This is a genomic window from Aeromicrobium erythreum (assembly GCF_001509405.1).
In the GTDB taxonomy this organism is placed as follows: Bacteria; Actinomycetota; Actinomycetes; order Propionibacteriales; family Nocardioidaceae; genus Aeromicrobium; species Aeromicrobium erythreum.
In genome coordinates this window covers 893,459-918,017 of record NZ_CP011502.1, presented here as the reverse complement: position 1 = coordinate 918,017, position 24,559 = coordinate 893,459, and the positions used below count along the sequence as shown (strand labels likewise).

Here is a 24,559-nt window from a genome sequence, read left to right as displayed (position 1 = left end):
TCGTGAACGTCCTGCGTCCCGTCCTGTCCGGCACCACCGTGCTGGTGACCGCCCAACGGCGAGCCGACGAGCTGTCCGGCGCCCTGCAGCGGCGCGGCGCCGAGGTGACGACCGCGTCGGCGCTCGGCGTGGAATCCCACCTCGACGAGGCCGGTCTGCTGGCCGCGACCCGCGAGCTCGTCGCCGACCCTCCCGACGTGCTCGTGGTGACCACGGGCATCGGGTTCCGCGGCTGGTTGGACACCGCGGAGGCGTCGGGCCTCGGCCACGACCTCGTCGAGGCCCTCGCGCAGACCCGGATCGTGGCCCGCGGGCCCAAGGCGCGCGGTGCGCTCCAGGCGGCGGGTCTCGTGCCCGACTGGGTCGCGGAGTCCGAGACGTCGGCCGAGATCGTGCAGCTGCTCCTGACGGAGGGCGTCGACGGCCTGCACGTGGCGGTGCAGCACCACGGCGCGGGCGACGACGGCATCGAGAAGGCGCTGCAGGGGGGCGGGGCGGTCACGACGACCCTCGTCGTCTACCGCTGGGGCCCTCCGCCGGACCCCGAGGCCGTCGAGCGCTCGGTGGTCTCGGCGACCGCGGGCGGCTACGACGCGGTCGTGTTCACCTCGGCGCCCGGCGCATCGGCGTGGCTCGAGGTCGTCGAACGGCACGACGGTCTCGACGCGCTGCGCGCCCTGGTCGCGGCGGGCCGGCTGACCCTCGCCGCCGTCGGCCCGGTGACCGCCGAGCCGCTCGTCTCCCGCGGCTTCGAGCCCCTCGTGCCGGAGCGGTACCGCCTCGGGGCCCTCGTGCGGGAGCTGATCGTGCACCTCGGCGAGGACGCCGCCGCGATCGCGCTGCCCGACGGCCAGCTTCGGCTGCACGCCACCACGGCCACGCTCGACCACCAGCCGCTCCCGGTCTCCCCGAGCGGGCTCGCCGTGCTGCGGCTGCTCGCCGAGCGGCCCGGCACCGTGTGCAGCCGCGAGCAGCTGCTCGCCGTCCTGCCCGGGGAGTCGACCGACCCCCACACCGCCGAGATGGCCGTCGCGCGCCTGCGCGAGGCGATCGGCCGGTCCGCCGTCCTCACCGTCGTCAAGCGGGGCTACCGCCTCGCCGTGCAGGAGCACCCATGAACCCGCACCCCACCCGTCCCGCGCTCGTCGCGACCAGCCACGGCACGTCGAGCCCCGCAGGTCGGCGGGCGGTGCTCGGCCTCGTCGAGGCGGTGCGTCGCCGGCTGCCCGACGTCGACGTGCGTGACGCGTACGTCGACGTGCAGTCGCCGACGCCCGACGACGTGGTGGCCGGGCTCGCCGGTCCCGCCGTCGTGGTGCCGCTGCTGCTCGCCCCGGGGTTCCACGTGCGGGTCGACGTCGCCCGCGCCGCGTCGGCGCCCGGCTGCGTGGCCGCCCCGACCCTCGGTCCCGACGACCGGCTCGTGGGCGCCCTGGTGCGCCGGCTGCTCGAGGCCGGCACGCAGGACGCCGACGTCGTCGTCATGGCGTCGGCCGGCTCGAGCGACCCGGTCGCACAGGCCTGCTTCGAGCAGATGGCCCGCGACCTGAGCGTCGCCATCGGCCAGGTCGTGCCGCTCGGCTACGTCGGCGGCACCGGTCGTCCGCTCGACGACGTGGTCGCCGACGTCCGGGCGCAGAACGCCGACCGTCGGGTCGTGGTCTCGTCGCTGCTCATGGCCCCGGGGTTCTTCCACGACCGCGTGGCGCGCTGCGACGTCGACGTCGTGAGCCGTCCCCTGCTCGACGCCGACCCGGCCGACCCCCGGCTCGTCGACCTCGTGGTCGACCGCTACGCCACCGCGTCGGCGGCTCAGGGAGCGCTGACCGGCACGGGGTGACCGGCGCGCATCTCCGCGACGAGCGAGGCGACGACGGCGTCGAGACGTCCGTCGTGGGCCTCGGCGACCCGACGCTGACGTCGGTACGACGGCCCGGTGCGCACGATGTCGGCGACGCCGGCGAGCTCTTCGCTGCACCCGAGCCGCTCGGCGACCGGCTCCAGGGTGAGGAGGAGGCGGGAGAGGTCGGCGGTCACGAGGTCCTCGCGCGCGTGCTGGTCAAGGATCAGCCAGGAGTCCATGCCGTAGCGCGCCGAGCGCCACTTGTTCTCCTGCGCGAACCACGGCGGCAGGTCGGGCAGGTCGCGACCTGCGTCGAGCTCGCTCGAGAAGTGCTCCACGAGGCAGTGGGTGAGCGCCGAGATGCTCAGCAGCTCGCTCATGGTCGGGATGCCGTCGCACACCCGCACCTCCAGCGTGCCGAACTTCGGCGACGGGCGCAGGTCCCAGCGGATCTCGTCGAACACGTCGATGACGCCCGTGGTGGTGAGGTCGTCGACGTACTGCTCGAGCTCGGACCACTCCTGGAAGTGGAACGGCAGACCCGCCGTCGGCAGCTGCTGGAACATCAGCGCGCGGTTCGACGCGTAGCCCGTGGCCTCACCGCCCCAGAACGGCGACGACGCGCTCAGCACCTGCAGGTGGCCGTAGTAGGCGAGCATCGCGTTGCTGATGGGCAGCACCTTCGCGCGGTCCTCGATGCCGACGTGCACGTGCACGCCGTAGATGAGCATCTGCCGGCCCCACCACTGCGTGCGGTCGATGAGCGTCGCGTACCGCTCCTTGTCGGTGACCTTCTGGTTGTCCCACCGCGCGAACGGGTGGGTGCCGGCGCTCATCAGCTCGACGCGCAGCGGGTCGGTGACCGTGCGGATCTCGTCGATGGCCTCCTGCAGGTCGGCGCCTGCCTCCGCGACCGTGCGCCGCACGCGCGAGACCACCTCGACGGTGTTGAGCAGCAGCTCCTGCCGGATCAGGGGGTGCTCGCCCCCGCCGGCGGGGGCGACGGCGTCGAGCACGGTCTGGGCGACCTGGCGCAGGTCGCCCGAGTCGGCGTCGACGAGGGCGAGCTCCCACTCGATCCCGACGGACGAGCGCTCGGAGCGCGCGAAGGGAAGGTCCACGGCGTCCATCCTGCCGCAGGTCCGGGCCCGAGGTCGTATCGTCCCACCATGAGCGACGGCAGGCGCGACTCGAGCGGCACGTGGCAGCGCGACCACCCGTGGGCCGCGGTCTACGACCGGATCAGCGGCGACCCGCACCTCGGGGCGCTGCTGTGGCGGGTCGGCATGGGCTCGAGCGTCGAGGAGCTGCACCGTCGGGCGCGTCGCGAGCTCGCCGCCGTGCCCGCGGGCGGCACGGTGCTGGACCTGCCCTGCGGGGGCGGGGTCGTGCTGCGCGACCTGCCGGTGGACCACGCCCTGCACTACGTGGCTGCCGACATCTCGCCCGCCATGCTCGAGCGCACGCGGGGCGAGGCCGAGCGGCTCGGCGTCGCGGCCGACGTCGAGACCCGCGTGGCCGACGTGGAGCAGCTCGCCGACGCCGACGAGACCTACGACCTCGTGCTCACGTTCACGAGCCTGCACTGCTTCCCCGACCCCGAGGCCGCGGTGCACGAGCTGGCGCGGGTGCTGCGGTCCGGTGGACGACTCGTCGGGAGCGCCTTCTGCGTCGACGCCGGCCTGCTGTACCTCCCGGGGCATCGGATCGGGCGGGCCCTCGGCGTGCTCGGTCCTCCCGTGCGGAGCACCGAGGTGCGCTCCTGGCTCGTCGCGGCCGGCCTCGTCGACGTGCGGCTCGACCGCGCCGGCGCACTCACGTACTTCGAGGGCACCCGCGCCTGAGCACCCGAGGGGATTCGGCGCGTCACGCCCGACCGTCGGTGCATAGAGTGGGCGCCATGCCCGGAACGAACCTGACCCGTGAAGAAGCCACCGAGCGCGCCAGCATCGTCTCGACCGACCACTACGTCGTCGAGCTCGACCTGACCCAGGGCACGGAGAGGTTCGGGTCGGTCACCACCGTGCGGTTCGGCGCCGTGCCCGGCTCCTCCACGTTCGCCGACCTCGTCGGCGGCGAGATCGCGTCGATCACCCTCAACGGCACCTCGCTCGACCCCGCCACCTACGCCGACAGCCGCATCCCGCTGCCCGACCTGCAGGCCGAGAACGAGCTGCGCGTCGAGGCCACCTGCGCCTACTCCCACTCCGGCGAGGGGCTGCACCGCTTCGTCGACCCCGCCGACGAGCGCGTCTACCTGTACACCCAGTTCGAGGTGCCCGACGCACGCCGTGTGTTCACCACCTTCGAGCAGCCCGACCTCAAGGCCACCTTCGACTTCCGCGTGACCGCGCCGAGCCACTGGGCCGTCGTGTCCAACGCCCCGGTCGCGGAGACGGTCGAGGGCGACGGCGGCGTCAGCACGCGCGTCTTCGAGACCACGAAGACCATGTCCACCTACATCACCGCCCTCGTGGCCGGGGAGTACCACGGCGTCACCGACGTCTACTCCGGCGAGTACGGCGACATCCCGCTGGGCGTCTGGTGCCGTCAGTCGCTCGTCGAGCACCTCGACGCCGACGACATCCTCCTCGTCACCAAGCAGGGCTTCGCGTTCTTCGAGAACGCGTTCCAGATGGCGTACCCCTTCGTGAAGTACGACCAGCTGTTCGTGCCGGAGTACAACATGGGCGCGATGGAGAACGCCGGCTGCGTGACCTTCCGCGACGAGATGATCTTCCGCAGCCGCCAGACGGTGGCCGCCTACGAGCAGCGCGCGAACACGATCCTGCACGAGATGGCGCACATGTGGTTCGGCGACCTCGTGACCATGAAGTGGTGGGACGACCTGTGGCTGAACGAGTCGTTCGCGGAGTTCGCGGCACACCACTCCTCGGTCGAGGCCACGCGCTTCACCGACGCGTGGACGGGCTTCACGAACAACCGCAAGAACTGGGCCTACCGCCAGGACCAGCTGCCCTCCACGCACCCCATCGCGGCCGACAACTACGACCTGCACGCCGTCGAGGCGAACTTCGACGGCATCACCTACGCCAAGGGCGCGTCGAGCCTCAAGCAGCTCGTCGCCTGGGTGGGTGTCGAGGACTTCTTCGCCGGGCTGCGGGCCTACTTCACCAAGCACGCGTACGGCAACACCACGCTGCAGGACCTCCTGACCGAGCTGGAGGCGGCCTCGGGCCGGGAGCTGGCGTCGTGGGCCGAGGAGTGGCTGCAGACGTCGGGCGTCAACACGCTCCGCGCCGACGCCGAGGTCGGCGACGACGGCACGTTCACGTCCTTCGCCGTCGAGCAGACCGCGATCGAGGCGTACCCGACGCTGCGTCGCCACCGCATCGCGATCGGCCTCTACGACGTCGTCGACGGTCGCCTCGTGCGCACCGAGCGGGTCGAGACCGACGTCCGCGGCGAGCGCACCGAGGTCCCCGAGCTGGCCGGTCTGCGGCGCCCGGCGCTCGTGCTGCTCAACGACGACGACCTCACCTACGCCAAGATCCGGCTCGACGAGCAGTCGTTCGCGTCGCTCGTCGAGCACGACATGGCGTTCGAGGAGTCGCTGCCGCGTGCCCTCTGCTGGGGGTCGGCCTGGGACATGACGCGTGACGCCGAGCTGTCGTCGACGGACTTCGTGTCGCTGGTGCTCGCGGGCATCGGCTCCGAGAGCGACCTGACGGCCGTCTCGTCGCTGCTGCGCCAGGGCCAGTCCGCGGTGAACCTGTACACGTCCGACGAGAAGCGTCCCGAGCTCGCCGAGCGCTGGGAGGCCGGGGTCCGGGCCCTCGCCGAGGCCGCCGAGCCCGGCAGCGACCACCAGCTGGCGTTCGTGCGCGGCTACGCGTCGGCGGCCACGTCGCCCGAGCCGCTGCGTGGCCTGCTCGAGGACGGCCTGCCGGGTCTCGACGTCGACACCGACCTGCGGTGGACGCTCGTGACCGCGCTGGCGCGTCTCGGTGCGGCCGACGAGGCCGAGATCGCGGCCGAGCTCGAGCGCGACCAGACCATCTCCGGCCGCGAGCGGGCCGCCGCGGCCCGCGCCGTGCGCCCCTCGTCGGAGGCCAAGGAGGCCGCGTGGCAGGCGGCGGTCGTCGACACGTCGACGCCCAACGAGACCCGCCGCCAGACCGCCTCGGCGTTCCAGGTGTCGGGCCAGGCCGACGTGCTCGAGCCGTTCGTCCAGCGCTACCTCGAGATGGCCGACACGGTGATCGAGGACAAGGGCGTCTGGATCGGCCAGGTCGCGCTCGTCTACCTCTTCCCGCTGGCCAACCCGACCCAGGCCACCCTCGACGCGGTCGACGCCTGGCTCGGCTCCACCGACGCCCCGGCCGCCGCCAAGCGCTACGTGTCCGAGGGGCGCGACGACCTCGCCCGCGCCCTCCGCGCCCGCGCCGCCAGCTGAGCTCCTTGAGGGTGGAGATTCCCAGGTCGACCTGGGAATCTCCACCGAGCACGGGAATCTCAGGGAAGCACGGGTACCTTTCCGTGCCTGGCTGAGATTCCCGTGCCTGGCCAGAGATTCTCGCGCCTAGCGAAGATTCCCAGGTCCACCTGGGAATCTCCCGCCCCACGACGCACCTCGGCCGGCCCGCCGAGGACGAGCCGGCCGAGGTGAGGGTCGGTCAGTGGTGGTGCGCAGCCTCGTTGCCGGGCGCGACCTCGAGGTCGGTGGACGGCGGCGGGGGCACGTAGTTGTTGCGCGCCGTGAGCAGGCCGAAGAGGGCGACGACGACGAAGAGACCCACGGTGCCGCCGCCGACGAGGAGGATCCACTCGAGCGTGCTGCGCTCCGGCGGGGCGGGCCAGGCCTCGGAGGCGGGCGAGTCGGCCCAGGCCGTGGCAGAGGTCGTGCCGAGCACCACGAGCGTGGAGACGACGACGGCGAGGATGCGCGCGGGAGCCTTCATGGGGCCATCGTATCGTCCCTGGCCCCGCCCGTAGGCTGGTGACCATGCTGAGCCTCGACGTGAACCTGCCGTCGGCCTGGACCGGCGACCGGCTGATGGAGAGCGGGACCCAGATCCTCGTGATCCTCCTCGTGGCGATGGTGGTCCGCTGGGTCACCCGCCGCGCGATCCGTCGGGTCGTCAAGCGAGCCGGCGAGGGGCAGGTGCCGGACGCGCTCGCCAACAGCCGCGCCGGGGCCCTCCTGTCGGACCTGCGCCCCGGCTCCGGCGAGCGGCGCAAGCAGCGTGCCCAGGCCATGGGCGACCTGCTGAGCTCGATCGTCGGCCTCGTCATCGCCGGCGTCGCGTTCGTGATGGTGCTCGGCGTCGTCGGCGTGCCGATCGCGCCGCTGCTCACCAGCGCCGGCATCCTCGGCGTCGCACTCGGCTTCGGCGCCCAGACCCTCGTCAAGGACTACCTCGCGGGCGTCTCGATGATCCTCGAGGACCAGTACGGCGTCGGCGACTCCGTCGACCTGGGCGAGGCGAGCGGCACGGTCGAGGCCGTCGGCCTGCGCGTCACCCGCCTGCGCGACGTCAACGGCACCGTCTGGTACGTCCGCAACGGCGAGATCCTCCGGGTCGGCAACCAGAGCCAGAACTGGGCGCGCACCGTCCTCGACGTCACCGTCGACTACGACTCCGACCTCGACGAGGTGCAGTCGATCCTCGCCGAGGAGGCCGAGTCGATGTACCGTGAGGACCGCTTCGCCGGCGTCATCATCGAGGAGCCCGAGGTGTGGGGTGTGGAGCGTTTCGACAAGGACGGCGTCGTCGTGCGCGTCGTCCTGAAGACCGCCCCGCTGCAGCAATGGCTCGTGGCCCGCACGCTGCGCCAGCGCGTCAAGCGTCGCTTCGACAAGGCCGGCATCCGCATCCCGTCGAGCGCCATCCCGTTCGAGAGGCCCGCGCCGTGAGCACCACGTTCTACGAGGAGATCGGCGGCCGCGCGACCATCGAGCGGATCGTCGCCGTCTTCTACGCCGGGGTGGCCACCGACGCCCTGCTGCGCCCCATGTACCCGGAGGAGGACCTCGCGCCGGCGGCCGAGCGGTTCACCCTGTTCCTCGAGCAGTACTGGGGAGGCCCGACGACGTACAGCGAGACGCGCGGCCACCCGCGCCTGCGCATGCGCCACGCGCCGTTCGCCGTCACGATGGCCGCCCGCGACCGCTGGCTGCACCACTTCCGCGCCGGCCTCGACGCGGTCGACCTCACGCCCGAGCAGGACGCGCAGTTCTGGGCCTACGTGCAGCACGCGGCGACGTTCATGGTGAACACCGCCGACGACGCGCCCGTCAGCTGAGCTGCGCCTCCAGCACGGCCCGCTCCTCGGCGCCGAGCACGCGCGACGTCTGGGTCTCGAGGTCGAAGCCGACGAGCACCGCGTCGGCACGACCCTGGCGCCCGTCGTCGAAGAGCGTGGTGACGGTGAACGACGAGCGTCCGACGCGCGTGACGACGCTGCGTGCCCGCGTGGTGACGGCACCCCAGGTGAAGGGGCCGCCGCGCTGCACGTCGACCCTCGCGACCACGTACCGACCGCTCCCCGCGGTGCCGGCCACGCGGACGACCGAGACGATGCGCGCCTCCTGGGCGAACTCGAAGAGCGCCTCGACCGTCGCGTCGCCGTCGGGGCCCAGGTCGCTCTGCCGCACGCGCAGGTCGTAGGTCTCCCCCGAGGCACCGAGGCCGAGGTCGGGCAGCGGCTCGTCGTGCCAGGTCGCCCGGGCGAACGGGGTCGTCGCCGTGGCCGGCGCGATCTCCTGCACCAGGCGCTCGCCGTCGTCGGTCGACGTCACGCGCACGGGGGTGCTGCTCAGCAGCAGGGGCCGCAGGTACTCCACCGACACGGTGCGCGCCCGCCGGTCCTGCAGGTCGCCGTCGGCCACGTGCACCGCCCGCGCCTCGGCGGCGTAGTCGACGTAGGTGACGTTGTTGACGTGGCCCAGCTGGTCGAGGTCGGCCCAGCGCATCGGCAGGTCGTGGACGAGGGGCGTGGTCGGCTCGGTCACCCGAGCATGCTCTCAGACGGGAGCCGGCCCCTCGTCCGCGGTGGCGATGACGACGAGGGGGTCGCCCTCCTGGACGATCTGCCCCTCGGTGACGAGCACCTCCGCCACGGTGCCAGTGGCCGGCGCGTGCACGGGCAGCTCCATCTTCATCGACTCGAGCACGGCGAGGACGTCGCCCTGGCGCACCTGCGCGCCGATCTCGGTGACGAGCTTCCAGACGTTGGAGACGATGTCGGCGCTCGCCGTCGCGGTGGTCGTGGCGCTCATGCGCGGCCCCCCTCGACGCGCGGGGCGAGGACGCCGAGCGCCTGCACCATGCGGTCGCGCGTCTCCTCCGGGACGATCACGTCGTCGAGGATGCCCGCCTCGGCGGCGAGGTAGGGCCGGGCGACGTTCTCGCGGTACTCGGCGGCGAGCTCGTCGCGCAGGGCGTCGGGGTCCTCGGCGTCCTTCAGCGCGCGGCGGTGCAGCAGCGCGACGGCGCCACCCGGGCCCATGACGGCGATCTCCGAGCCCGACCACGCCCAGGTGAAGTCGGCGCCCAGGGAGCGCGAGCCCATGGCGATGTACGCGCCGCCGTACGCCTTGCGGACCACGACGGTGAGCACGGGCGACTGCGCCTCGACGTACGCGCGCAGCATGGTCGCGCCCTGCGTGATGACGCCGCGCCCCTCCTCGACCGTGCCGGGCAGGAAGCCGGGCACGTCGACGAAGGTCAGCACGGGCAGTCCGTAGCGGGCGCAGAAGTCGACGAACCGCGAGGCCTTCACCGATGCCTTGGCGTCGAGGATGCCGCCACGCGCCTTCGGCTGGTTGGCGACGATGCCCACCGGACGGCCGTCGAGGTGGGCGAGCACCGTCAGCACGCTCGGGGCATGGCCGGGGCTGAGCTCGAGGCGGGGGCGGTCGTCGAGGACACCGTCGAGCACCTCGTGCATGTCGAAGACGATGCTCGACTTGTCGGGCACGACGTGCGGCAACCGGGCGACCGCCTCGGCCCGGGCGGGCACGGGGTCGACGAGCGCCGGCGCGCCGCCGACGTGCGAGGGCAGGAAGGAGAGGATGCCGCGGGCGGCGTCGAGCGCGGCCTGCTCGTCGTCGACCTCGAGGTGGGCGACGCCGCTCGTGCGGGTGTGCATGCCCGAGCCGCCGATCTCGTCGGCGGTCGCGTCCTCACCGGTGGCCGCGCGGACGATCTCGGGGCCGGTGAGGAACATCTGTCCCTGCTCCTTGACCATGATCGTCCAGTCGGTCAGCGCCGGCGAGTACGCGGCGGCACCTGCGCAGGGGCCGAGGATGAGCGAGATCTGCGGGATCTTCCGGCTGGCCTCCACGTTGTTCGCGAAGATGCCGCCGCACCCGTGGAGGGCGTGGATGCCGTCGTGGATCCGCGCTCCCCCGGAGTCGTTGATGTAGACGATCGGGTGGCCGCGGTCGATGGCGATGCGCTGCGCCCGCTGGACGGTCTCGGCGAACACGGCGCCGATCGCGCCCGAGGCGACGGCGGCGTCGTGGCTGGCCACGACCACCGGACGTCCGCCGACGAGGCCCCAGCCGATGACGACGCCGCTGCCGCTGGAGGGACCCGCCGTGCGCAACGGCGAGATCTCGACGAACGTGCCCTCGTCGACGAGGAGGTGCGCCCGCTCGCGGGCGGTGTGCTGACGGCGACCGCGAGGCTCGACGCGCGCCGTGCGGTCCGCCCGTCGCTGCGCGAGGACGTCGCGGTGGTGGGGCCGGCCTGCCTGCGCCGCCGCACCCGCCGCGGGGTCGACCGCGACGTCGGGGGCGGGCACGTCGAGCTGCGTCATGCGATCTCCTGAAACATGAGGGTTTCCTCAACCTTACCCCAAAACCGAGGGATTCCTCATCTTCTGTGACTCACCTCGCGCGTCGCCGCCGCGCCGCGCCTGGCGACGACCGAGGGCCGGGTCGGGCCCTGGTCGCGGCGAGCGCCGTGCGCTACCGTGAGCCCAGACCTAAGCAAGCGCTTACCTCAGGAGAACTGCATGAGCGAGAACCGCCGCACCGCCCTCGTCACCGGCGCCGCCCAAGGCATCGGTGCCGCCGTGGCCCAGCGCCTGGCCGCCGACGGCCTGGCCGTCGCCGTCGTCGACCTCGACGAGAACGCCTGCTCCGACACCGTCGAGGCCATCACCGCGGCCGGTGGCGCGGCCCTCGCGGTCGGCGCCGACGTCTCCGACCCCGCCGCCGTCGACGCCGCCGTCGAGCGGATCACCGCCGAGCTCGGCGGCCCGACCGTCGTCGTCAACAATGCCGGCATCATCCGCGACAACCTGCTGTTCAAGATGACCGTCGAGGACTGGGACGCCGTCATGGCCGTCCACCTGCGCGGCTCCTTCAACACCGTCAAGGCCACCCAGAAGCACATGGTCGAGGCGAAGTTCGGCCGCATCGTCAACCTCTCGAGCACCTCCGCGCTCGGCAACCGCGGCCAGGCGAACTACTCCGCCGCCAAGGCCGGTCTGCAGGGCTACACCAAGACCCTCGCCATCGAGCTCGGCAAGTTCGGCGTGACGGCCAACGCGATCGCCCCGGGCTTCATCCAGACCCACATGACGGCCGCGACCGCGGAGCGCATCGGCGTCCCGTTCGACGACTTCATCAAGTTCAGCGCCGAGCAGATCCCCGTCCAGCGCGTCGGCCAGCCCGAGGACATCGCGCACACCGCGTCGTTCCTCGTGAGCGAGGGCGCCGGCTTCGTGTCGGGCCAGGTCATCTACGTCGCCGGCGGACCGAAGGACTGAATCGACCGTGAGCACGCCCGAGGGACTCGACCTCGACGCCTTCGCGCGCTGGCTCGACGAGCAGGCTCCCGGCCTGCTCGTCGGCCCGCTCGAGGCGTCGCTCATCACCGGCGGCAAGTCGAACCTGACGTACGCCGTCACCGACGGACGTCGCGACGTCATCGTCCGCCGGCCGCCCCTCGGGCACGTGCTCGCCACCGCCCACGACATGGGCCGCGAGCACCGCGTCATCGCGGCGCTCGCCGACACCGCGGTCCCCGTGCCGACCACCTACGGGCTCTGCCAGGACGACACCGTCGTCGGGGCGCCGTTCTACGTGATGGAGCGCGTCGTCGGCACGCCGTTCGCGCGGGCGTCGGACCTCGCCGCCCTCGGCGAGCAGCGGGTGCGGACCATCACCGGGCGCATGGTCGACGTGCTCGCCGACCTGCACGCCGTCGACCCCGACGACGTCGGCCTCGGCGACTTCGGCCGGCCCGACGGGTACCTCGAGCGTCAGGTGCGGCGCTGGAAGAAGCAGCTCGACGCGTCGCGCAGCCGCGACCTCCCGGGCATGGACGAGCTGATCGCGCGCCTCGACGCGTCGATCCCGGCGGCCGGTGAGGGCACGATCGTGCACGGCGACTACCGCCTCGACAACCTCCTCGTCGACGCGAGCCCCGACGGCGGTGACCAGGTGACCGCGGTGCTCGACTGGGAGATGAGCACGCTCGGCGACCCGCTCACCGACGTCGCCGTGCTGCTCGCCTACCAGCAGCTGGCCGAGGAGGCGGGCGCAGGCGCCGGGGCCGGGCTGGTCACCGACGCCGCGCAGGCACCCGGGTACCTCTCGCGCGATGAGGTGCTGGCGCGCTACGCACAGCAGTCCGGACGCGACGTCTCCGACATCGACTTCCACCTGGCGCTCGCCTTCTTCAAGCTCGCCGTGATCCTCGAGGGCATCCACTTCCGGCACAGCCACGGCCAGACCCTGGGCGCCGGCTTCGACGGCATCGGCGACCTCATCGAGCCGCTCATCCAGGCCGGCCTGCGGGCCTGAGGCGCCGCTCCCCCACGTCGTCGCCCCGTCGCCCCGTCGTCGTCGCGGCGGAGCGCGTGGTGACCCGCGAGTAGGTCACGGCCGGGAACGCACTCCTCGTCGTCGCGCGTCCCCTAGGGTGGGCCGCGTGACCGCCGAGATCCTCGAGCCCCGACGTCGCCCCACGCAGGAGCGCAGTCGGGCCAAGTTCGAGCTGCTGCTGCGCACGGCGCGCGACCTGCTGCTCGACGTCGGGTTCGAGTCGTTCACGTGCGAGGAGGTCTCGCAGCGCGCGGGGCTGCCGACGGGCACGCTCTACCAGTACTTCGCGAACAAGTACGTGATCGTCTGCGAGCTCGACCGCCAGGACGCCGTCGCCGTGCACGAGGAGCTCACCCGCTTCTCGGAGATGATCCCGTCGCTGGACTGGCTGCGCTTCCTCGACCGGATGATCGACCACATGGCGGGCCTGTGGTCCGACGACCCGTCGCGGCGCGCCGTGTGGCTGGCCGTGCAGTCGACCCCCGCGACCCGCGCGACCGCCGCCGTGACCGAGCGCGAGCTGGCCGCCGCCGTCGCCCGCTTCCTCGCCCCCCTCACCCCGGGCACCCCGCGCGAACGTCGCCAGATCATGGCCGAGGTGCTCGTGCACGTGACCTACTCGATGCTGAACTTCTCCGTCCGCGACGGCCAGAGCCACGCCGAGGCCGTCATCGAGCTCAAGCGCCTCCTCGCCTCCTACCTCCTCGCCTCCGAGCCCGACCCCCGCTGACCCCTCCCCGCACGTGCGCGTTTACGTGGGGCCCCACGTAAACGCGCACGTGAGGCGCATTCTTGCGTGGGGCGGAGCCGGTTTACGTGGGGGTGTTGGTCCACAAAGACGCCGCGCACCCACCGGAGACGATCAGCTCGTCCACAGGGCGTCGGCGTGGCCTCCTCCTCCAGCTGGAGAAGGTCTTGGTTGGGAGGATGACTCACGACGAGCTCGCCGCACTCGCCCATCATCACGGCGGCTACCTGCTGACGCGTCATCTGCTCGAGCTGGGACTCAGCCAACGGCGCATCTGCTCGCTGACCCGCGAGGGTGTGCTCGCACGGCCGCGCCACGGTACGTACGTGCCACGGGGCTTGTGGGAGCATGCCGACGCCGTACAGAAGCACGCGATCCTCACCCGCTCGGTGCTCGAGCGCGCTGACGACGGTGCCGTTGCGACCCACCAGTCCGCAGCGGCATTGCTCGGTCTCGACCTCTGGGGCACCGACCTCTCACTCATCCACCTCGCCCGCACCGACGGGAGGTCAGGGCGTCACATAGCGGGGGTCGTCTGGCACGAACCGGACCTCCGCGCGGACGACGTCACCATCGCCGCCGGCGTGCCCACCGTCCTCCCATCGATCGCAGCGCTGCAGATCGCTGCGTTCACCGGCGTGGAGCAGGGCGTCGTCGCGCTGAGCTCGGCGCTTCGATCTCGCGGGACGACCGAGGCCGAGCTCGGCGAGCAGGTCGCACGCTTCCGGTCATGGGCAGGGGCAGAGACGGTGCGCCAGACCGTCCAGCTCGCCGACGGACGCCTGGAGAGCGCGGGAGAGGCTCGCTCGTTCGTGATGTTCTGGCGCCATGGGACAGACCTGCCCGACCTCCAGGTCATCATCGTCGATGGTCACGGCCGAAGGGTCGGACGCGTCGACTTCGAGTGGACCGCAGATCGCCACGTCGGCGAGTTCGACGGACTCATCAAGTACGGACGCCTGAACCCGCACCTGCAGGACCCCGGCCTGGGGATCGTCGAGGAGAAGCTCCGTGAGGACGAGGTTCGTGACACGTGGCGCGGGGTCTCCCGGTGGGGCTGGGTGGATCTGCACTGGTCGAACCAGGCGTCCACCGTCGCCCGCATCGAGGCCGCGCGCGCTCGCTCCCGGCGTCTGTACCTTCCGGTCGCCTGACTCCCCCAAGCAAACCGGCTCCGCCCCACGCAAACATGCGCCAGTTCTGCGCGTTTACGTTGGGCCCCACGTAAACGCGCACCGCAGGGAGGGGGAGGGGGCTAGTGGGTGAGGAGGACGTAGGCGAGGGCGTGGTCCGCGTCGTGGGCGAGGCTGAGGTGGGTCTCGACGTCGGGGAGGTGGGTGGCGACGGCGCCGAGGAGGCGCAGGCGGGGGCGGCCCCACGCGTCGCACACCACCTCCACCTGGCGCAGCGCCTCGTCACCCATCACCGGCGGCTCACCGAAGAGCGACGCCGACCACGCCTTCACCAGCGCCTCCTTCGCCGCCCAGCGCACGGCCAGGTGGCGCCCCGAGCCGCCGCCGTGACCGGCCGCCCGGTCGGCGACGTCGCGCCGCTCCCCCGGCGTGAACACGCCCGCGAACCGCGACCCCGCCAGCTCCAGCTGCTGCTCGAACGACGGCACGTGCACCAGGTCGACCCCGACGCCCAGCACGACAGCACCGGACACGACGATCTCGGGCACGGCGACCCCGGGCGCGACGGCCTCCGCTGCCCCCAGGCCGGCCCGCTCGACCCGGCCCGCCCCAGCGGCCGCGGCGCCGGACGGGTCCGACGTCACGAGCACGACGGCCCGACGTAGACGCCGTCGTCGCCGAGACGCGCCTGCGGGTCGAGCAGCACCGACGCCTCGCGACCGCGGACGCCGTCCGTGCCGAGCCGACGTCCCGACGGACGCTCGTACGCCGACGCCGCACCGACCATCACCCGCGCGAGGCGCATCCGACCAGCGACGGCACGCTCGCGCGCCCGCGCCCGGTACGTCTCGCGCTCGCCCTCGGGGAGCGTCTGCACGAACGCCTCCGGGTGGGCCAGCGCGATGAGACCAGCCACGTGGCCGAACCCGAGGCTGGTCACCAGGCCCGCCTTGAGCGGCGCTCCGGCGAGCGGCTCGCGCAGCCACACCAGGTGCTCGTGCTCGGCCAGCACGTCGTCGACGCAGTCGAGGCTGCGGTTCGGCGGCAGGACGCCGCTCGCGAGCACCTGGGTGAGACCGATCAGCTGGAATGCGGCAGCACCGCCCTTCGCGTGACCGGTCAGCGTCTTCTGCGACACGACGAACAGCGGGTTGCCGGCGCTGCGCCCGATCGCCGCCGCGAGCCGCTCGTGCAGCTCGGACTCGTTCGGGTCGTTCGCGGCCGTCGACGTGTCGTGCTTGCTCACGACGCCGACGTCGTCGGCGTCGAGGCCGAGCGTGCGCAGCGACCGCGCCAGCTGCGACTCGCGGCCCCCGATGCCGGCCGCCAGGGCCCCGATGCCGGGCGCCGGGATCGACGTGTGCACGCCGTCGGCGAAGGAGCCGGCGTACGCGACCACGGCGTGCACCGGCAGGCCCATCCGCGCCGCCACGTCGCCGCGGGCCAGCAGCAGCGTGCCGCCGCCCTGCGACTCGACGAACCCGCCGCGACGTCGGTCGTTGGCGCGACTGACGCGACGCGGGTCGATGCCCTGGGCGAGCATCGCGCCGGAGTCGGCCGTGGCCGACATGTCGGCGAAGCCGATGATGCCCTCCGTGCTCAGGTCGTCGAAGCCACCGGCCACGACGAACTCCGCCTTGCCGACCTTGATCTTGTCGACGCCCTCCTCGACCGACACGGCCGTGGTGGCGCACGCGGCAACGGGGTGGATCATCGCGCCGTAGCTGCCGACGTACGACTGCACGACGTGCGCGGCGATGACGTTGGGCAGCGCCTCCTGGAGGATGTCGTTCGGGTTGCTCTCACCGAGCAGCGTGTTGATGTACAGCGCGTGCATGGAGGCCATGCCGCCCATGCCGGTGCCCTGCGTGTTCGCGACGAAGGCCGGGTGCACCCAGCGCATCAGCTCGGCGGGCGTGAACCCGCTCGACAGGAACGCGTCGACGGTGCACACGAGGTTCCAGATCGCCACGCGGTCGATGCTCTCCAGCATCTCGGCCGGCACGCCCCAGACCGCCGGGTCGAACCCGGTCGGGATCTGCCCCCCGATGGTGCGGGTGAGCTCCATGCGGCGCGGCACGCGGATCTCGGTGCCGGCCTTGCGGGTGACGGACCACTCGCCGTCGTCGGACGACGTGATCGTCGTGCGCTCGGGGTCGGCGGCGTGCATGGCGCGCGCCTCCGCCTCGCTGCCGACGGCGAACGTCAGGTCCTGCTCGAGGAACACCGACGTCAGCAGCGGTGCGCTGTTGTCGACCATCGAGCCGTCGTCGCCGTACGTGCGGATGCCGCAACGCTCGACGACGGCGTCGTGGTAGCGCTCGTGCACGTCGGCCTCGTCGACCGCCTCGTTCGTCTCGACGTCGTACCAGCCCTGGTTCGCGTCGTCCCAGGCCAGGAGCCCGGTGCTCCACGCCAGCTCGAGCACGCCGGCGGCGGACAGCTCGTCGTGCACCTCCATCTCGAAGCGCGTGCGGGCCGAGCCGTAGGGGCCGAGCTCGCCGGAGCCGACGACCACCACCAGGTCCTCGGGACGCGCCGACACCTCGCCCCACGCGGGGGTGGCAGCGTCGGGCAGCTGCGCGGGCGACGGTGCGAGGGCCGAGACCGTCGCGGTCTCGTCGTCGACGTCGGTGCTCGGTCGCTCCACGCCCTCGGCGAGGGCGCGCAGGTCGAGGTCGGCCTCGCCGAGGCCGCCGGTCAGGTCGAGCTCGACCGGGGCGACGGCGGCCTGCTCGCGCACGACCGCGGTGCAGCCCTGCTCGAGCAGCGCGGACGCCATCTCCTCGGGGCTCCAGGTGCGGACGCCCGCAGCCTCGACGGCCCGCACGAGCGGGTCGTTGCCGCCCATCAGGCCCGTGCCGCGGACCCAGCCGATGATCGCGTGGGTGAGCGTCACCCGCGCGGACCACGCCTTCTCCGCACGCCACTTCGTGACGACGGCGTCGAGCGCGGCCTTGGCCTCGCCGTACGCGCCGTCGCCACCGAACATGCCGCGGTTGGGCGAGCCCGGGAGCAGCACGTGCAGACGCGAGGCGAGGTCGTGGTCGCGGCCGGTCGTGGCGAGGGCGCCGACGAGGCGCTCCACCGACCACAGCAGGATGCGGGCCTCGACCTCGGTGCGGCTTCCCGCGTCGGACAGGTCTCCCATGACGCGCCCCGCCGCGAACGGCACGAGCATCGTCGGCACGAGGGCCGGCTTGGTCACGTGCTTGGTGCTGCCGACCGTGCGCGACTGCTCGGCGACCACCCACGACGCGAGCGCGTCGACGTCGGCGAACGAGGCCATGTTGGCGGGGACCACCCAGAGGCGGGCGCCGGTGCGGGCGTGCGAGCGGTAGAGCTCGCGGAAGAAGCCGACCTTGCGGCTGTCGAGGCTCGACGTGGTGGCGACGACCGTCGCGCCGCCGGCGAGCAGCTCGCCCACCACCGACGCGGCGATGGAGCCGCGGCTGGCACCGGTGACGAGCGCGACGTCGTCGGCCCAGGCGCCGGGCGTCGTGTCGAGCGCGACGTCGGCCACCTGCTCCAGACGCCTCTTGAGTCCTGCGTCGTCGGTGCGCCCCGCCCACCAGCGGGCCTGGCTCGCGATGACGTCGCCGGCACCCGTGAACCGGCCGGGCTCGACGTCGACCTGACCGAGCGCGAGCCGCGCCAGGTCCTCACGGGCACTCGCCCACCGGTCGTCGAGCAGCACGGCCCGACGCTCGTCGAACGCGGGCGCGACGGCCTCGACCCAGTCGGAGCCGAGCTCGGCCTCGACCCGCGCGAGCACGCGCCGGGCGTCCTCGTCGTCCTCGACGACGGGCGCCTCGGCCGCGAGGCCGAGCCGGTCCAGCAGGTGACGGGCGGTGCTCGCGAGCACGCCGTCGGGTCCGGTGATCTCGCCGGTAATCTCCGCCAGCGCGGCGGCGTCGACGGTGGTGTCGGAGCCGCCGGTGGACGGCAGCGCGACGCTCACGCCGTGGCGTGCCGCCACGGCCTGCACGGCGGCGTCGACGGCCGCGTCGACCTCGGCACCGTTCGTCGGCATGGCGACGGTGGCGAGGTCGCCCCCGCGCACGCTCGCGCCCTCACGCGTCGAGAGGGCCAGCTCGGCCAGCACGTGGCTGGCCCAGCCCGCGCCGAGCTGCCAGACGTCGGTCACGCGGTCGGCCACGGCCGACTGCTTGCGACCCGTCGGCCCGAGCACCTTCTTCAGGTGGTCGGCGAAGGTCGCCGAGAGCACCGGCCCGAACGGCTTGTAGCCGCGGGCCAGACCCTTCACCTGGGCCGACAGGGTCGGCACGTCGGCGTCGGCCGCACCGTCGATGGCCCCCAGCGACAGCTCGCCGCCGAGGTCGACGAGCAGCTGGTTGCGGCGCGACGACGCACCGTCGCACAGCGATTCGATGGAGTCGGCGGCACCGATCTGCTCGGGCCGCAGCTTGGTCCACCACGCGATGAGCGTGCGGGTGCCGTCGGCGGCGTCGAAGGCGAGGTCGTCGGGACGGGGACCCGACGACGTGGGTGCAGCAGCGGGCGCCGCGGCGACGGGAGCGGCTGCTCCCTCGGCAGCCGGGGACTCCGCGACGACCTCGTCCTCGACCGGCGCCGGGTCCTCGTCGGTCGCGAACACCGCGGCGGCGTCGCGCTCGATGTTCGCGACGTCGACGCCGCGGGCGCCGAACGTCGACTGCACCGCCGGGAGCTTGAGCGTCGACGACGCCAGGTTCGCGACCGTCGGCGACTGTCCCACGCCGATCTCCACGAACCGTTCGACCCCGAGGCCACCGTTCTCGACGCTCGCGAACATGAGGTCCTGCGTCTCGATCCAGCGCACCGGGCTGGCGAACTGCCAGGCCAGCAGCTCGACGAGCAGCGTGCGGCACAGCGCCTGGGGGCGGGCGGTCCACGCGTCGACGTCGGCGAGGACGGCGTCGAGAGGCGAGGGGCCGACCAGGTCGGCGACCTCCTGGATGAAGTCCTCCGCGAGCGAGAACGGCCGCGGCACGAGGTTCGGCACGTAGCGGCCCTCGAGGATCGACGGGTCGATCTCGGCCGGCAGCAGCTCCTCCAGGCGGGCGCGGAAGTCGGGCACGCCACCGTGCAGCACGCGCGAGTGGAACGGCACGTCGATGCCCGGCACCAGGATGAACGCGGCCTTGCCGCCGAACCGCTCCCGACGCTCGGCGATGTCGGCCTCGAGCACCTCCAAGCCCTTCACCGTGCCGGCGATCGCGTACTGCGAGCCGCGCAGGTTGTAGTTGACGATCTGCAGGAACTCGCCGCTGCGCTCGGCCACGCCGTCGACGTAGTCCGTGACCGTCTCCATCTGTCGCCCACGGCCCGACGCCGCCCCCGCCGTGTCGTCCTCCAGTCCGATCTGCGACGGACGGATGGCGGCGAGCCGGTAGTCGCTGCGGCCCTGCTCGTCACGCGGGACGAGGGTGTGCATGACGGAGCCGCGCTGGAACACGACCTCGACGACGGCCTCGAGCGGGATCACGCCGGAGACCGCTGCGAGGGCGTTGTACTCGCCCACGGAGTGGCCGGCCAGCACGGAGCCCTCGACGAACGCACCCGACTCGCGCAGCTCGGCCATCTGCGCCGCCCCGAGGACGGCCATGGCCACCTGCGTGAACTGCGTCAGGAAGAGCACGCCGTCGGGGTGGCGGTGCGTGACGCCGTCAGCGACGAGGACGGTCGGGTTGTCGCGCACCACCGTGAGGATCGAGAAGCCGAGCGCCTCGCGGGTGTGCGCGTCGGCACGGTCCCACACGGCCCGGGCCGCCTTCGACCGCTGGTAGCCCGCCATGCCCATGCCTGCGTGCTGGATGCCCTGGCCCGGGAACGCGTACGCGGTGCGCGGCGCACGCAGCCGTGCGGTGGCGGCCATGACGAGCTCACCGCCCGCACGGCAGGTGACCTCGACGACCTCGTCGCCCTCGACGAGGGCGGTGCGCTCGGCCTTGACCGAGACCTCCGCCCCCGGAGCCAGCGGGCTGAGCCAGCGCGTGGTCCAGCCGAGCAGGGTGCGCCCGGTCTGCTCGACGACGACGCGCTGCGCCGCGGCCGAGAGCCACATGCCGTGGGCGATCGGCTCGCCGAGGCCGGCGAGGCGTGCGGCGGCCGTGCTGGTGTGGATGGGGTTGTGGTCGCCCGAGACCGCGGCGAACGCGCGCAGGTCGGCGGGAGCGGTGACCGTGCCCTCGGCGCGGGTGCGACGCGGGGTCGGGTGCACCTCGACGTCCTCGAGCCGTCCGCCGGCGCGCACGGGCTCCCCGGCGTGGGCGTCACCCGGGCGATCGCGGACGCAGAAGCGCTCGACGAGCGTCGCGACGGTGGAGTCGTGCTGGCGCACCGCGACGTCGACCGTGACGACGCGCCCGAGGTCGGTGGCCTCCACCGAGCGCAGCGAGGCGCGGACGGCGAGGTCGGCCCCGTCGGCCGGCGTGGCGGTGAGGGCGACGGCGTGGTCGAGGTGGACGAGGTCGAGCATGCCCTCCACGACCGGCTCGCCCGACGCAGCGCGGGCCGCGCCGATCACCGCGAAGACCGCGGGCCAGGCCAGCCCGACGAGCGCGTCGGGGACGACGTCGGTCGTGGTGCCGGACGTGACGCCCGCGTGGTCGGCCACGACGTCGTCGCTCCAGGGGGCGACGAGCTCGGCGGCGCCGTCCGTCACCGTCGGCAGCGAGCCACCCGCCGCGGCGGTGAGCAGCTCGACCATGGCCGACGCGGCGGTCGAGACCGGCACGACGGGCGCCGCGCCGGTGGCGACGGCGTCGGTCACGTCGAAGGCCAGGGTCAGCACCCGGCCGGCGCGGTCGAGCGGGACCGTCAGCTCGGCCGTGCTCCCTGCCCCGGTCAGCACGGCACCCGTCTCGGGGTGCTCCGCGCGCTCGGGCGCCACGATGACCCACCCGCTCGACGTCGAGGCCGGGGCCCCGAGCCGGTGGACGGGGTTGCGGACCGTGCGGCCGGCCCAGACGGCGTCCGGCGCCGCCAGCACGAGCGAGACGGCGCCGTCGGCACCCTCCGCGCGACGCAGGCCGACGACCTCGCGCGGCGCGGCGCCTGCGGCGAGCACCGCGTCGACCGTCGCGTCCTCGAAGCGGCGCAGCAGGTCGCCCACCGGCTCGTCCACGCGGGTGATGCCGGCGACGGACACGGTGCCGGGGATGACGCAGACCTGGTCGGCGCCGAAGCGCGGGTCGTGCGCCTGCCACAGCGAGTCCGAGCGCCACCAGCGCCGCACGTCGGCGTCGACCACCGGCACGAACGGCACGGGCTTGCCCGGGCGGCGGCACACCTGCACGAAGAACGGCACGTCGGCCGGGTGGAGCACGACGTCGTCGGCGGCCGGGTACGTCTCCCGCAGGGTGGCCAGCGCGGCCGTGGCGTCCTCGACGTCCTCGGGCGCGGCGAAGAGGGTGGCGACGGGGCCGTGGTCCTCGCGCGCCAGACGCGCCTCCGCGCGCTGCAGCATCGTGTGGAAGCGATCGCGCAAGGTCACGTCGAGCCAGGTGCTGCCTCCGTCCTCGTCGATGCCCGTCGAGGCGACATGGTCGGTCGTGAGGGCCGCGAAGCGGTCGAGCCACGCGCCGTAGGTCATGGCGGCGACGTCGCCGAAGTACGGCTTGGCGGTGCGGTCGAGCGCCTCGACGATCTCGTCGCGCCGGGCCGCGACGGCCTCGGCGTCACCGGCCACCTCGTCGAGCAGGCGACCGGTGCGCGAGGCGGTGTTGTCGATCTCGTGGATGTCGGCACCGAGCTGGCTGCGACCCGACGCCATGCCGCCGGACGCGTGGCCCGCACCCACCCAGTCGGTGGTGCCGGGGGTCTCGACGAGCAGCTGCTTGACGTCGGGCGCGGTGGTGGCCTCGAGCGTCGCCATGGCGGCCGTGCCGACGAGCACGCCGTCGAGCGGCATCACCGGGTGGCCGTGGGCACGCGCCCACTCCCCGGTCAGGTAGGCCGCGGCGACCTCGGGCGTGCCGATGCCACCGCCGACGCACACCACGACGTTGTCGTGCGCGCGCAGCTGGGCGTACGTGGCGACGAGCAGGTCGTCGAGGTCCTCCCAGGAGTGGTGACCGCCGGCCTTCCCGCCCTCGATCTGGATCATCACCGGACGCGGTGCGACCTGCTCCGCGATGGCGAGCACCTGACGGATCTGCGCGACGGTGCCCGGCTTGAACGCGACGTGCTGGACCCCCACCTCCGAGAGCTCCTCGACGAGCGCGACGGCCTCGTCGAGCTCGGGGACGCCCGCGGTGACGACGACGCCGTCGACCGGGGCACCGGCCGCGCGCGCCTTCTGCACCAGGCGCTGGCCGCCGAGCTGCAGCTTCCAGAGGTACGGGTCCAGGAAGAGCGAGTTGAACTGGAACGTGCGACCTTCGTCGAGCAGCTCTCGCAGCTCGACCATGCGGTCGGCGAAGATCGGCTCGCTGACCTGCCCGCCGCCGGCCAGCTCGGCCCAGAACCCGGCGTTGGCGGCTGCGGCGACGATCTTCGCGTCGACCGTCGTGGGAGTCATGCCGGCGAGAAGGACGGGCGAGAGGCCCGTGAGGCGCGTGAAGGCGGTCTCGACGCGCAGCGAGCCGTCGGGCAGCGTGGCGGCCGTGGGGGCGTAGGAGCTCCAGGGACGGCTCCGACGCGGCGCGGCGCCCGGCACGGTGAGCTCGCGGTGCCCGCGCCGGGTCGCGACGGACACGACGCCCGCTCCCCGGACCTTGGCCTCCCCGGCGCTCAGACGCGCCGCGAGGTCGCCGGGGCCGACGTCGAGCAGCCACTCGGCGCCGGCGTCGAGGACACGCTCGACCTCCGCGACCCAGTCGACCGGGTCGACGATCGCCCGACGCGTGAGCCGGCGAACCTGCTCGGCGTCGAGACCGCACGCCTCGGCCCACGTCGCGGCGAGGTCGGCGGCGGCGTCGAGGTCAGGGTGGTGGAAGGCGAGCCGGGCAGCGACCGGCTCCACGACGGGCGAGAACGGGGCACCGCCGGTCACCTTGCGGGCCCGCTCGTCCTTCTCCGCCGTCGCGAGCTCGTCGAGCAGCGCGACGGCCCGGTGCAGACCCTCCTGCGGCCCGGACAGCACGACGGCGCGGCGACCGTTGCGCAGACGGGTGACGACGCCGGCCGAGGCGGGCAGCGACGACAGAGCTGCGGCGACCCGCTCGGGGCTCTCCCCGGACACGCTGAGCATGGTCGCGCCGAGCAGGTCACGGCGACGACCGACGACCTGCGCGGCGGCGCCCGCCAGCCGCGCGTGGGCGTAGAGGTCGGCCGGGTCCGCCCCCGCCAGCGCCTCCACCACGTACGCACCCTGGGAGTGCCCGGCGCTGGCGACGGGCGGCGTCGCAACGACGTCGAGGCCCTGGCGCTGGAGCGCGGCGAGCCCGGCCAGCTGGGTCAGCAGGATGCCGGGCACCGACACCGCGGGCGCCTGCAGCGCCGCCGCGTCGGGGACCTCAGGAGCGTCGTCGTCCTCGGCCGACTCGCCGACGGCGAGCGCGTCGAGCCAGGCGAGCGGCGCGACGTCGACGCCCGTGCGCAGCAGCTCGGCTGCGACCGGCGCAAGACGCTGCTCGGCGCGCGCGACGAGACCGGCGACGTCGGACTCGAGGGCGAAGTCGCGCACGAGCGCGGCGAGCGGCTCGAGCCACGGCTCCCCCTGCCCGCCGGCGACCACGGCGTAGCGCTGGCCCCCTCGGAGCCGGTCGACCAGCGCCTCGCGGCGGCCTCCCGTGGCGGTGGTGGTGCTCGTCGGGCTCGTGGGGGTGGTGGTCACGTCGTGATACCTCGCTGCGACAGGTGGGCGGAACCCCCATCGTCGCAAAACGTGAGAGGAACCTCAAGTTTATTCCGAGGGTTTCCTCATGTTCTTCGTGTCACACGACGCGGCGCACGCCACCCGCCCGCTTCTCCTCCCCCCATCGGTGCCTGGGCAACCGCAGACACGCTCCTGTCGTTGCCCCGACACCGACCGGCCGACCTCCTGCGCATCGGTGCCTCAGCAACATCAGGGGCACTCCTGCGGT

General features: G+C 73.3%; 17 protein-coding genes. 10 read left to right on the top strand and 7 right to left on the bottom strand.

Annotated features, from left to right (window positions below; all coding sequences use genetic code 11):
- Positions 1–2: 2 nt before the first annotated feature.
- Both Aeryth_RS04400 and Aeryth_RS04395 read left to right on the top strand, forming a co-directional pair.
- A complete protein-coding gene (locus tag Aeryth_RS04400) occupies positions 3–1,118 on the top strand; it encodes a uroporphyrinogen-III synthase (protein WP_236749818.1) in 1,116 nt (371 codons plus the stop codon).
- A complete protein-coding gene (locus Aeryth_RS04395) occupies positions 1,115–1,840 on the top strand; it encodes a sirohydrochlorin chelatase (RefSeq protein WP_067855158.1) in 726 nt (241 codons plus the stop codon). The genes Aeryth_RS04400 and Aeryth_RS04395 overlap by 4 nt, the downstream gene beginning before the upstream one ends.
- Here Aeryth_RS04395 and Aeryth_RS04390 read toward each other — a convergent pair.
- A complete protein-coding gene (locus Aeryth_RS04390; RefSeq protein WP_286689780.1) occupies positions 1,813–2,964 on the bottom strand; it encodes a glutamate--cysteine ligase in 1,152 nt (383 codons plus the stop codon). The two genes, Aeryth_RS04395 and Aeryth_RS04390, sit on opposite strands and share 28 nt — an antisense overlap.
- A 48-nt stretch (positions 2,965–3,012) precedes the next feature.
- Between Aeryth_RS04390 and Aeryth_RS04385 the strand changes: the two genes are divergently transcribed.
- On the top strand, positions 3,013–3,687 hold the full coding sequence (locus Aeryth_RS04385) for a class I SAM-dependent methyltransferase (RefSeq protein ID WP_067855153.1): 675 nt from the start codon (positions 3,013–3,015) through the stop codon (positions 3,685–3,687).
- Positions 3,688–3,743: 56 nt separating this feature from the next.
- Complete coding sequence (gene pepN, locus Aeryth_RS04380; protein ID WP_067861329.1) at positions 3,744–6,260, top strand: aminopeptidase N; 2,517 nt, start codon at positions 3,744–3,746, stop codon at positions 6,258–6,260.
- A 220-nt stretch (positions 6,261–6,480) separates the two neighbouring features.
- Here pepN and Aeryth_RS04375 read toward each other — a convergent pair whose 3' ends face one another.
- Positions 6,481–6,765, bottom strand: a complete 285-nt coding sequence (locus Aeryth_RS04375) for a hypothetical protein (RefSeq protein ID WP_067855150.1) — start codon at positions 6,763–6,765, stop codon at positions 6,481–6,483.
- Between the two features lie 44 nt (positions 6,766–6,809).
- Here Aeryth_RS04375 and Aeryth_RS04370 point away from each other — a divergent pair, with 44 nt between their 5' ends.
- Both Aeryth_RS04370 and Aeryth_RS04365 read left to right on the top strand, forming a co-directional pair.
- Positions 6,810–7,721 (top strand): mechanosensitive ion channel family protein, encoded by a 912-nt coding sequence (locus tag Aeryth_RS04370; protein ID WP_067855148.1) that lies wholly within the window; start codon positions 6,810–6,812, stop codon positions 7,719–7,721.
- Positions 7,718–8,110, top strand: a complete 393-nt coding sequence (locus tag Aeryth_RS04365; protein ID WP_067855145.1) for a globin — start codon at positions 7,718–7,720, stop codon at positions 8,108–8,110. Before Aeryth_RS04370 ends, Aeryth_RS04365 begins: the two co-directional genes overlap by 4 nt.
- Here Aeryth_RS04365 and Aeryth_RS17595 read toward each other — a convergent pair.
- The 3 genes from Aeryth_RS17595 to Aeryth_RS04350 are packed head-to-tail and all read right to left on the bottom strand — an operon-like array spanning position 8,103 to position 10,630.
- A complete protein-coding gene (locus tag Aeryth_RS17595) occupies positions 8,103–8,819 on the bottom strand; it encodes a hotdog family protein (protein ID WP_067855142.1) in 717 nt (238 codons plus the stop codon). The two genes, Aeryth_RS04365 and Aeryth_RS17595, sit on opposite strands and share 8 nt — an antisense overlap.
- Before the next feature lie 12 nt (positions 8,820–8,831).
- Positions 8,832–9,086 (bottom strand): biotin/lipoyl-binding carrier protein, encoded by a 255-nt coding sequence (locus Aeryth_RS04355; protein WP_067855139.1) that lies wholly within the window; start codon positions 9,084–9,086, stop codon positions 8,832–8,834.
- Positions 9,083–10,630 carry an acyl-CoA carboxylase subunit beta gene (locus Aeryth_RS04350; protein WP_083516249.1) on the bottom strand — a complete coding sequence of 516 codons (1,548 nt, stop codon included), beginning with the start codon at positions 10,628–10,630 and terminating at the stop codon, positions 9,083–9,085. Before Aeryth_RS04350 ends, Aeryth_RS04355 begins: the two co-directional genes overlap by 4 nt.
- 198 nt (positions 10,631–10,828) lie before the next feature.
- Here Aeryth_RS04350 and fabG point away from each other — a divergent pair, with 198 nt between their 5' ends.
- From fabG to Aeryth_RS04330, 4 genes are all read left to right on the top strand, one after another.
- Positions 10,829–11,587, top strand: a complete 759-nt coding sequence (gene fabG / locus Aeryth_RS04345) for a 3-oxoacyl-ACP reductase FabG (protein ID WP_067855136.1) — start codon at positions 10,829–10,831, stop codon at positions 11,585–11,587.
- 7 nt (positions 11,588–11,594) lie between these two features.
- Positions 11,595–12,626 carry a phosphotransferase family protein gene (locus Aeryth_RS04340; RefSeq protein WP_067855132.1) on the top strand — a complete coding sequence of 344 codons (1,032 nt, stop codon included), beginning with the start codon at positions 11,595–11,597 and terminating at the stop codon, positions 12,624–12,626.
- Between the two features lie 127 nt (positions 12,627–12,753).
- The gene (locus tag Aeryth_RS04335; RefSeq protein WP_236749817.1) at positions 12,754–13,377 is read left to right on the top strand and encodes a TetR/AcrR family transcriptional regulator; all 624 of its coding nucleotides are present in this window, start codon (positions 12,754–12,756) and stop codon (positions 13,375–13,377) included.
- An 86-nt stretch (positions 13,378–13,463) separates the two neighbouring features.
- Entirely contained in the window at positions 13,464–14,549 is a 1,086-nt protein-coding gene (locus Aeryth_RS04330; RefSeq protein WP_067855128.1) for a type IV toxin-antitoxin system AbiEi family antitoxin domain-containing protein, read from the top strand.
- Between the two features lie 101 nt (positions 14,550–14,650).
- Here the strand turns inward: Aeryth_RS04330 and acpS are convergent, their stop codons facing one another.
- Both acpS and Aeryth_RS04320 read right to left on the bottom strand, forming a co-directional pair.
- Complete coding sequence (gene acpS, locus Aeryth_RS04325; RefSeq protein WP_236749816.1) at positions 14,651–15,172, bottom strand: holo-ACP synthase AcpS; 522 nt, start codon at positions 15,170–15,172, stop codon at positions 14,651–14,653.
- Positions 15,169–24,309, bottom strand: a complete 9,141-nt coding sequence (locus Aeryth_RS04320) for a type I polyketide synthase (RefSeq protein ID WP_067855125.1) — start codon at positions 24,307–24,309, stop codon at positions 15,169–15,171. Before Aeryth_RS04320 ends, acpS begins: the two co-directional genes overlap by 4 nt.
- Between the last annotated feature and the right edge of the window lie 250 nt (positions 24,310–24,559).

Coding starts and splice junctions, on each gene's coding strand:
- Aeryth_RS04395 (WP_067855158.1), top strand. CDS start 1,115: ATGAACCCGCACCCCACCCGTCCCGCGCTCGTCGCGACCAGCCACGGC.
- Aeryth_RS04385 (WP_067855153.1), top strand. CDS start 3,013: ATGAGCGACGGCAGGCGCGACTCGAGCGGCACGTGGCAGCGCGACCAC.
- pepN (WP_067861329.1), top strand. CDS start 3,744: ATGCCCGGAACGAACCTGACCCGTGAAGAAGCCACCGAGCGCGCCAGC.
- Aeryth_RS04375 (WP_067855150.1), bottom strand. CDS start 6,765: ATGAAGGCTCCCGCGCGCATCCTCGCCGTCGTCGTCTCCACGCTCGTG.
- Aeryth_RS04370 (WP_067855148.1), top strand. CDS start 6,810: ATGCTGAGCCTCGACGTGAACCTGCCGTCGGCCTGGACCGGCGACCGG.
- Aeryth_RS04355 (WP_067855139.1), bottom strand. CDS start 9,086: ATGAGCGCCACGACCACCGCGACGGCGAGCGCCGACATCGTCTCCAAC.
- Aeryth_RS04350 (WP_083516249.1), bottom strand. CDS start 10,630: ATGACGCAGCTCGACGTGCCCGCCCCCGACGTCGCGGTCGACCCCGCG.
- fabG (WP_067855136.1), top strand. CDS start 10,829: ATGAGCGAGAACCGCCGCACCGCCCTCGTCACCGGCGCCGCCCAAGGC.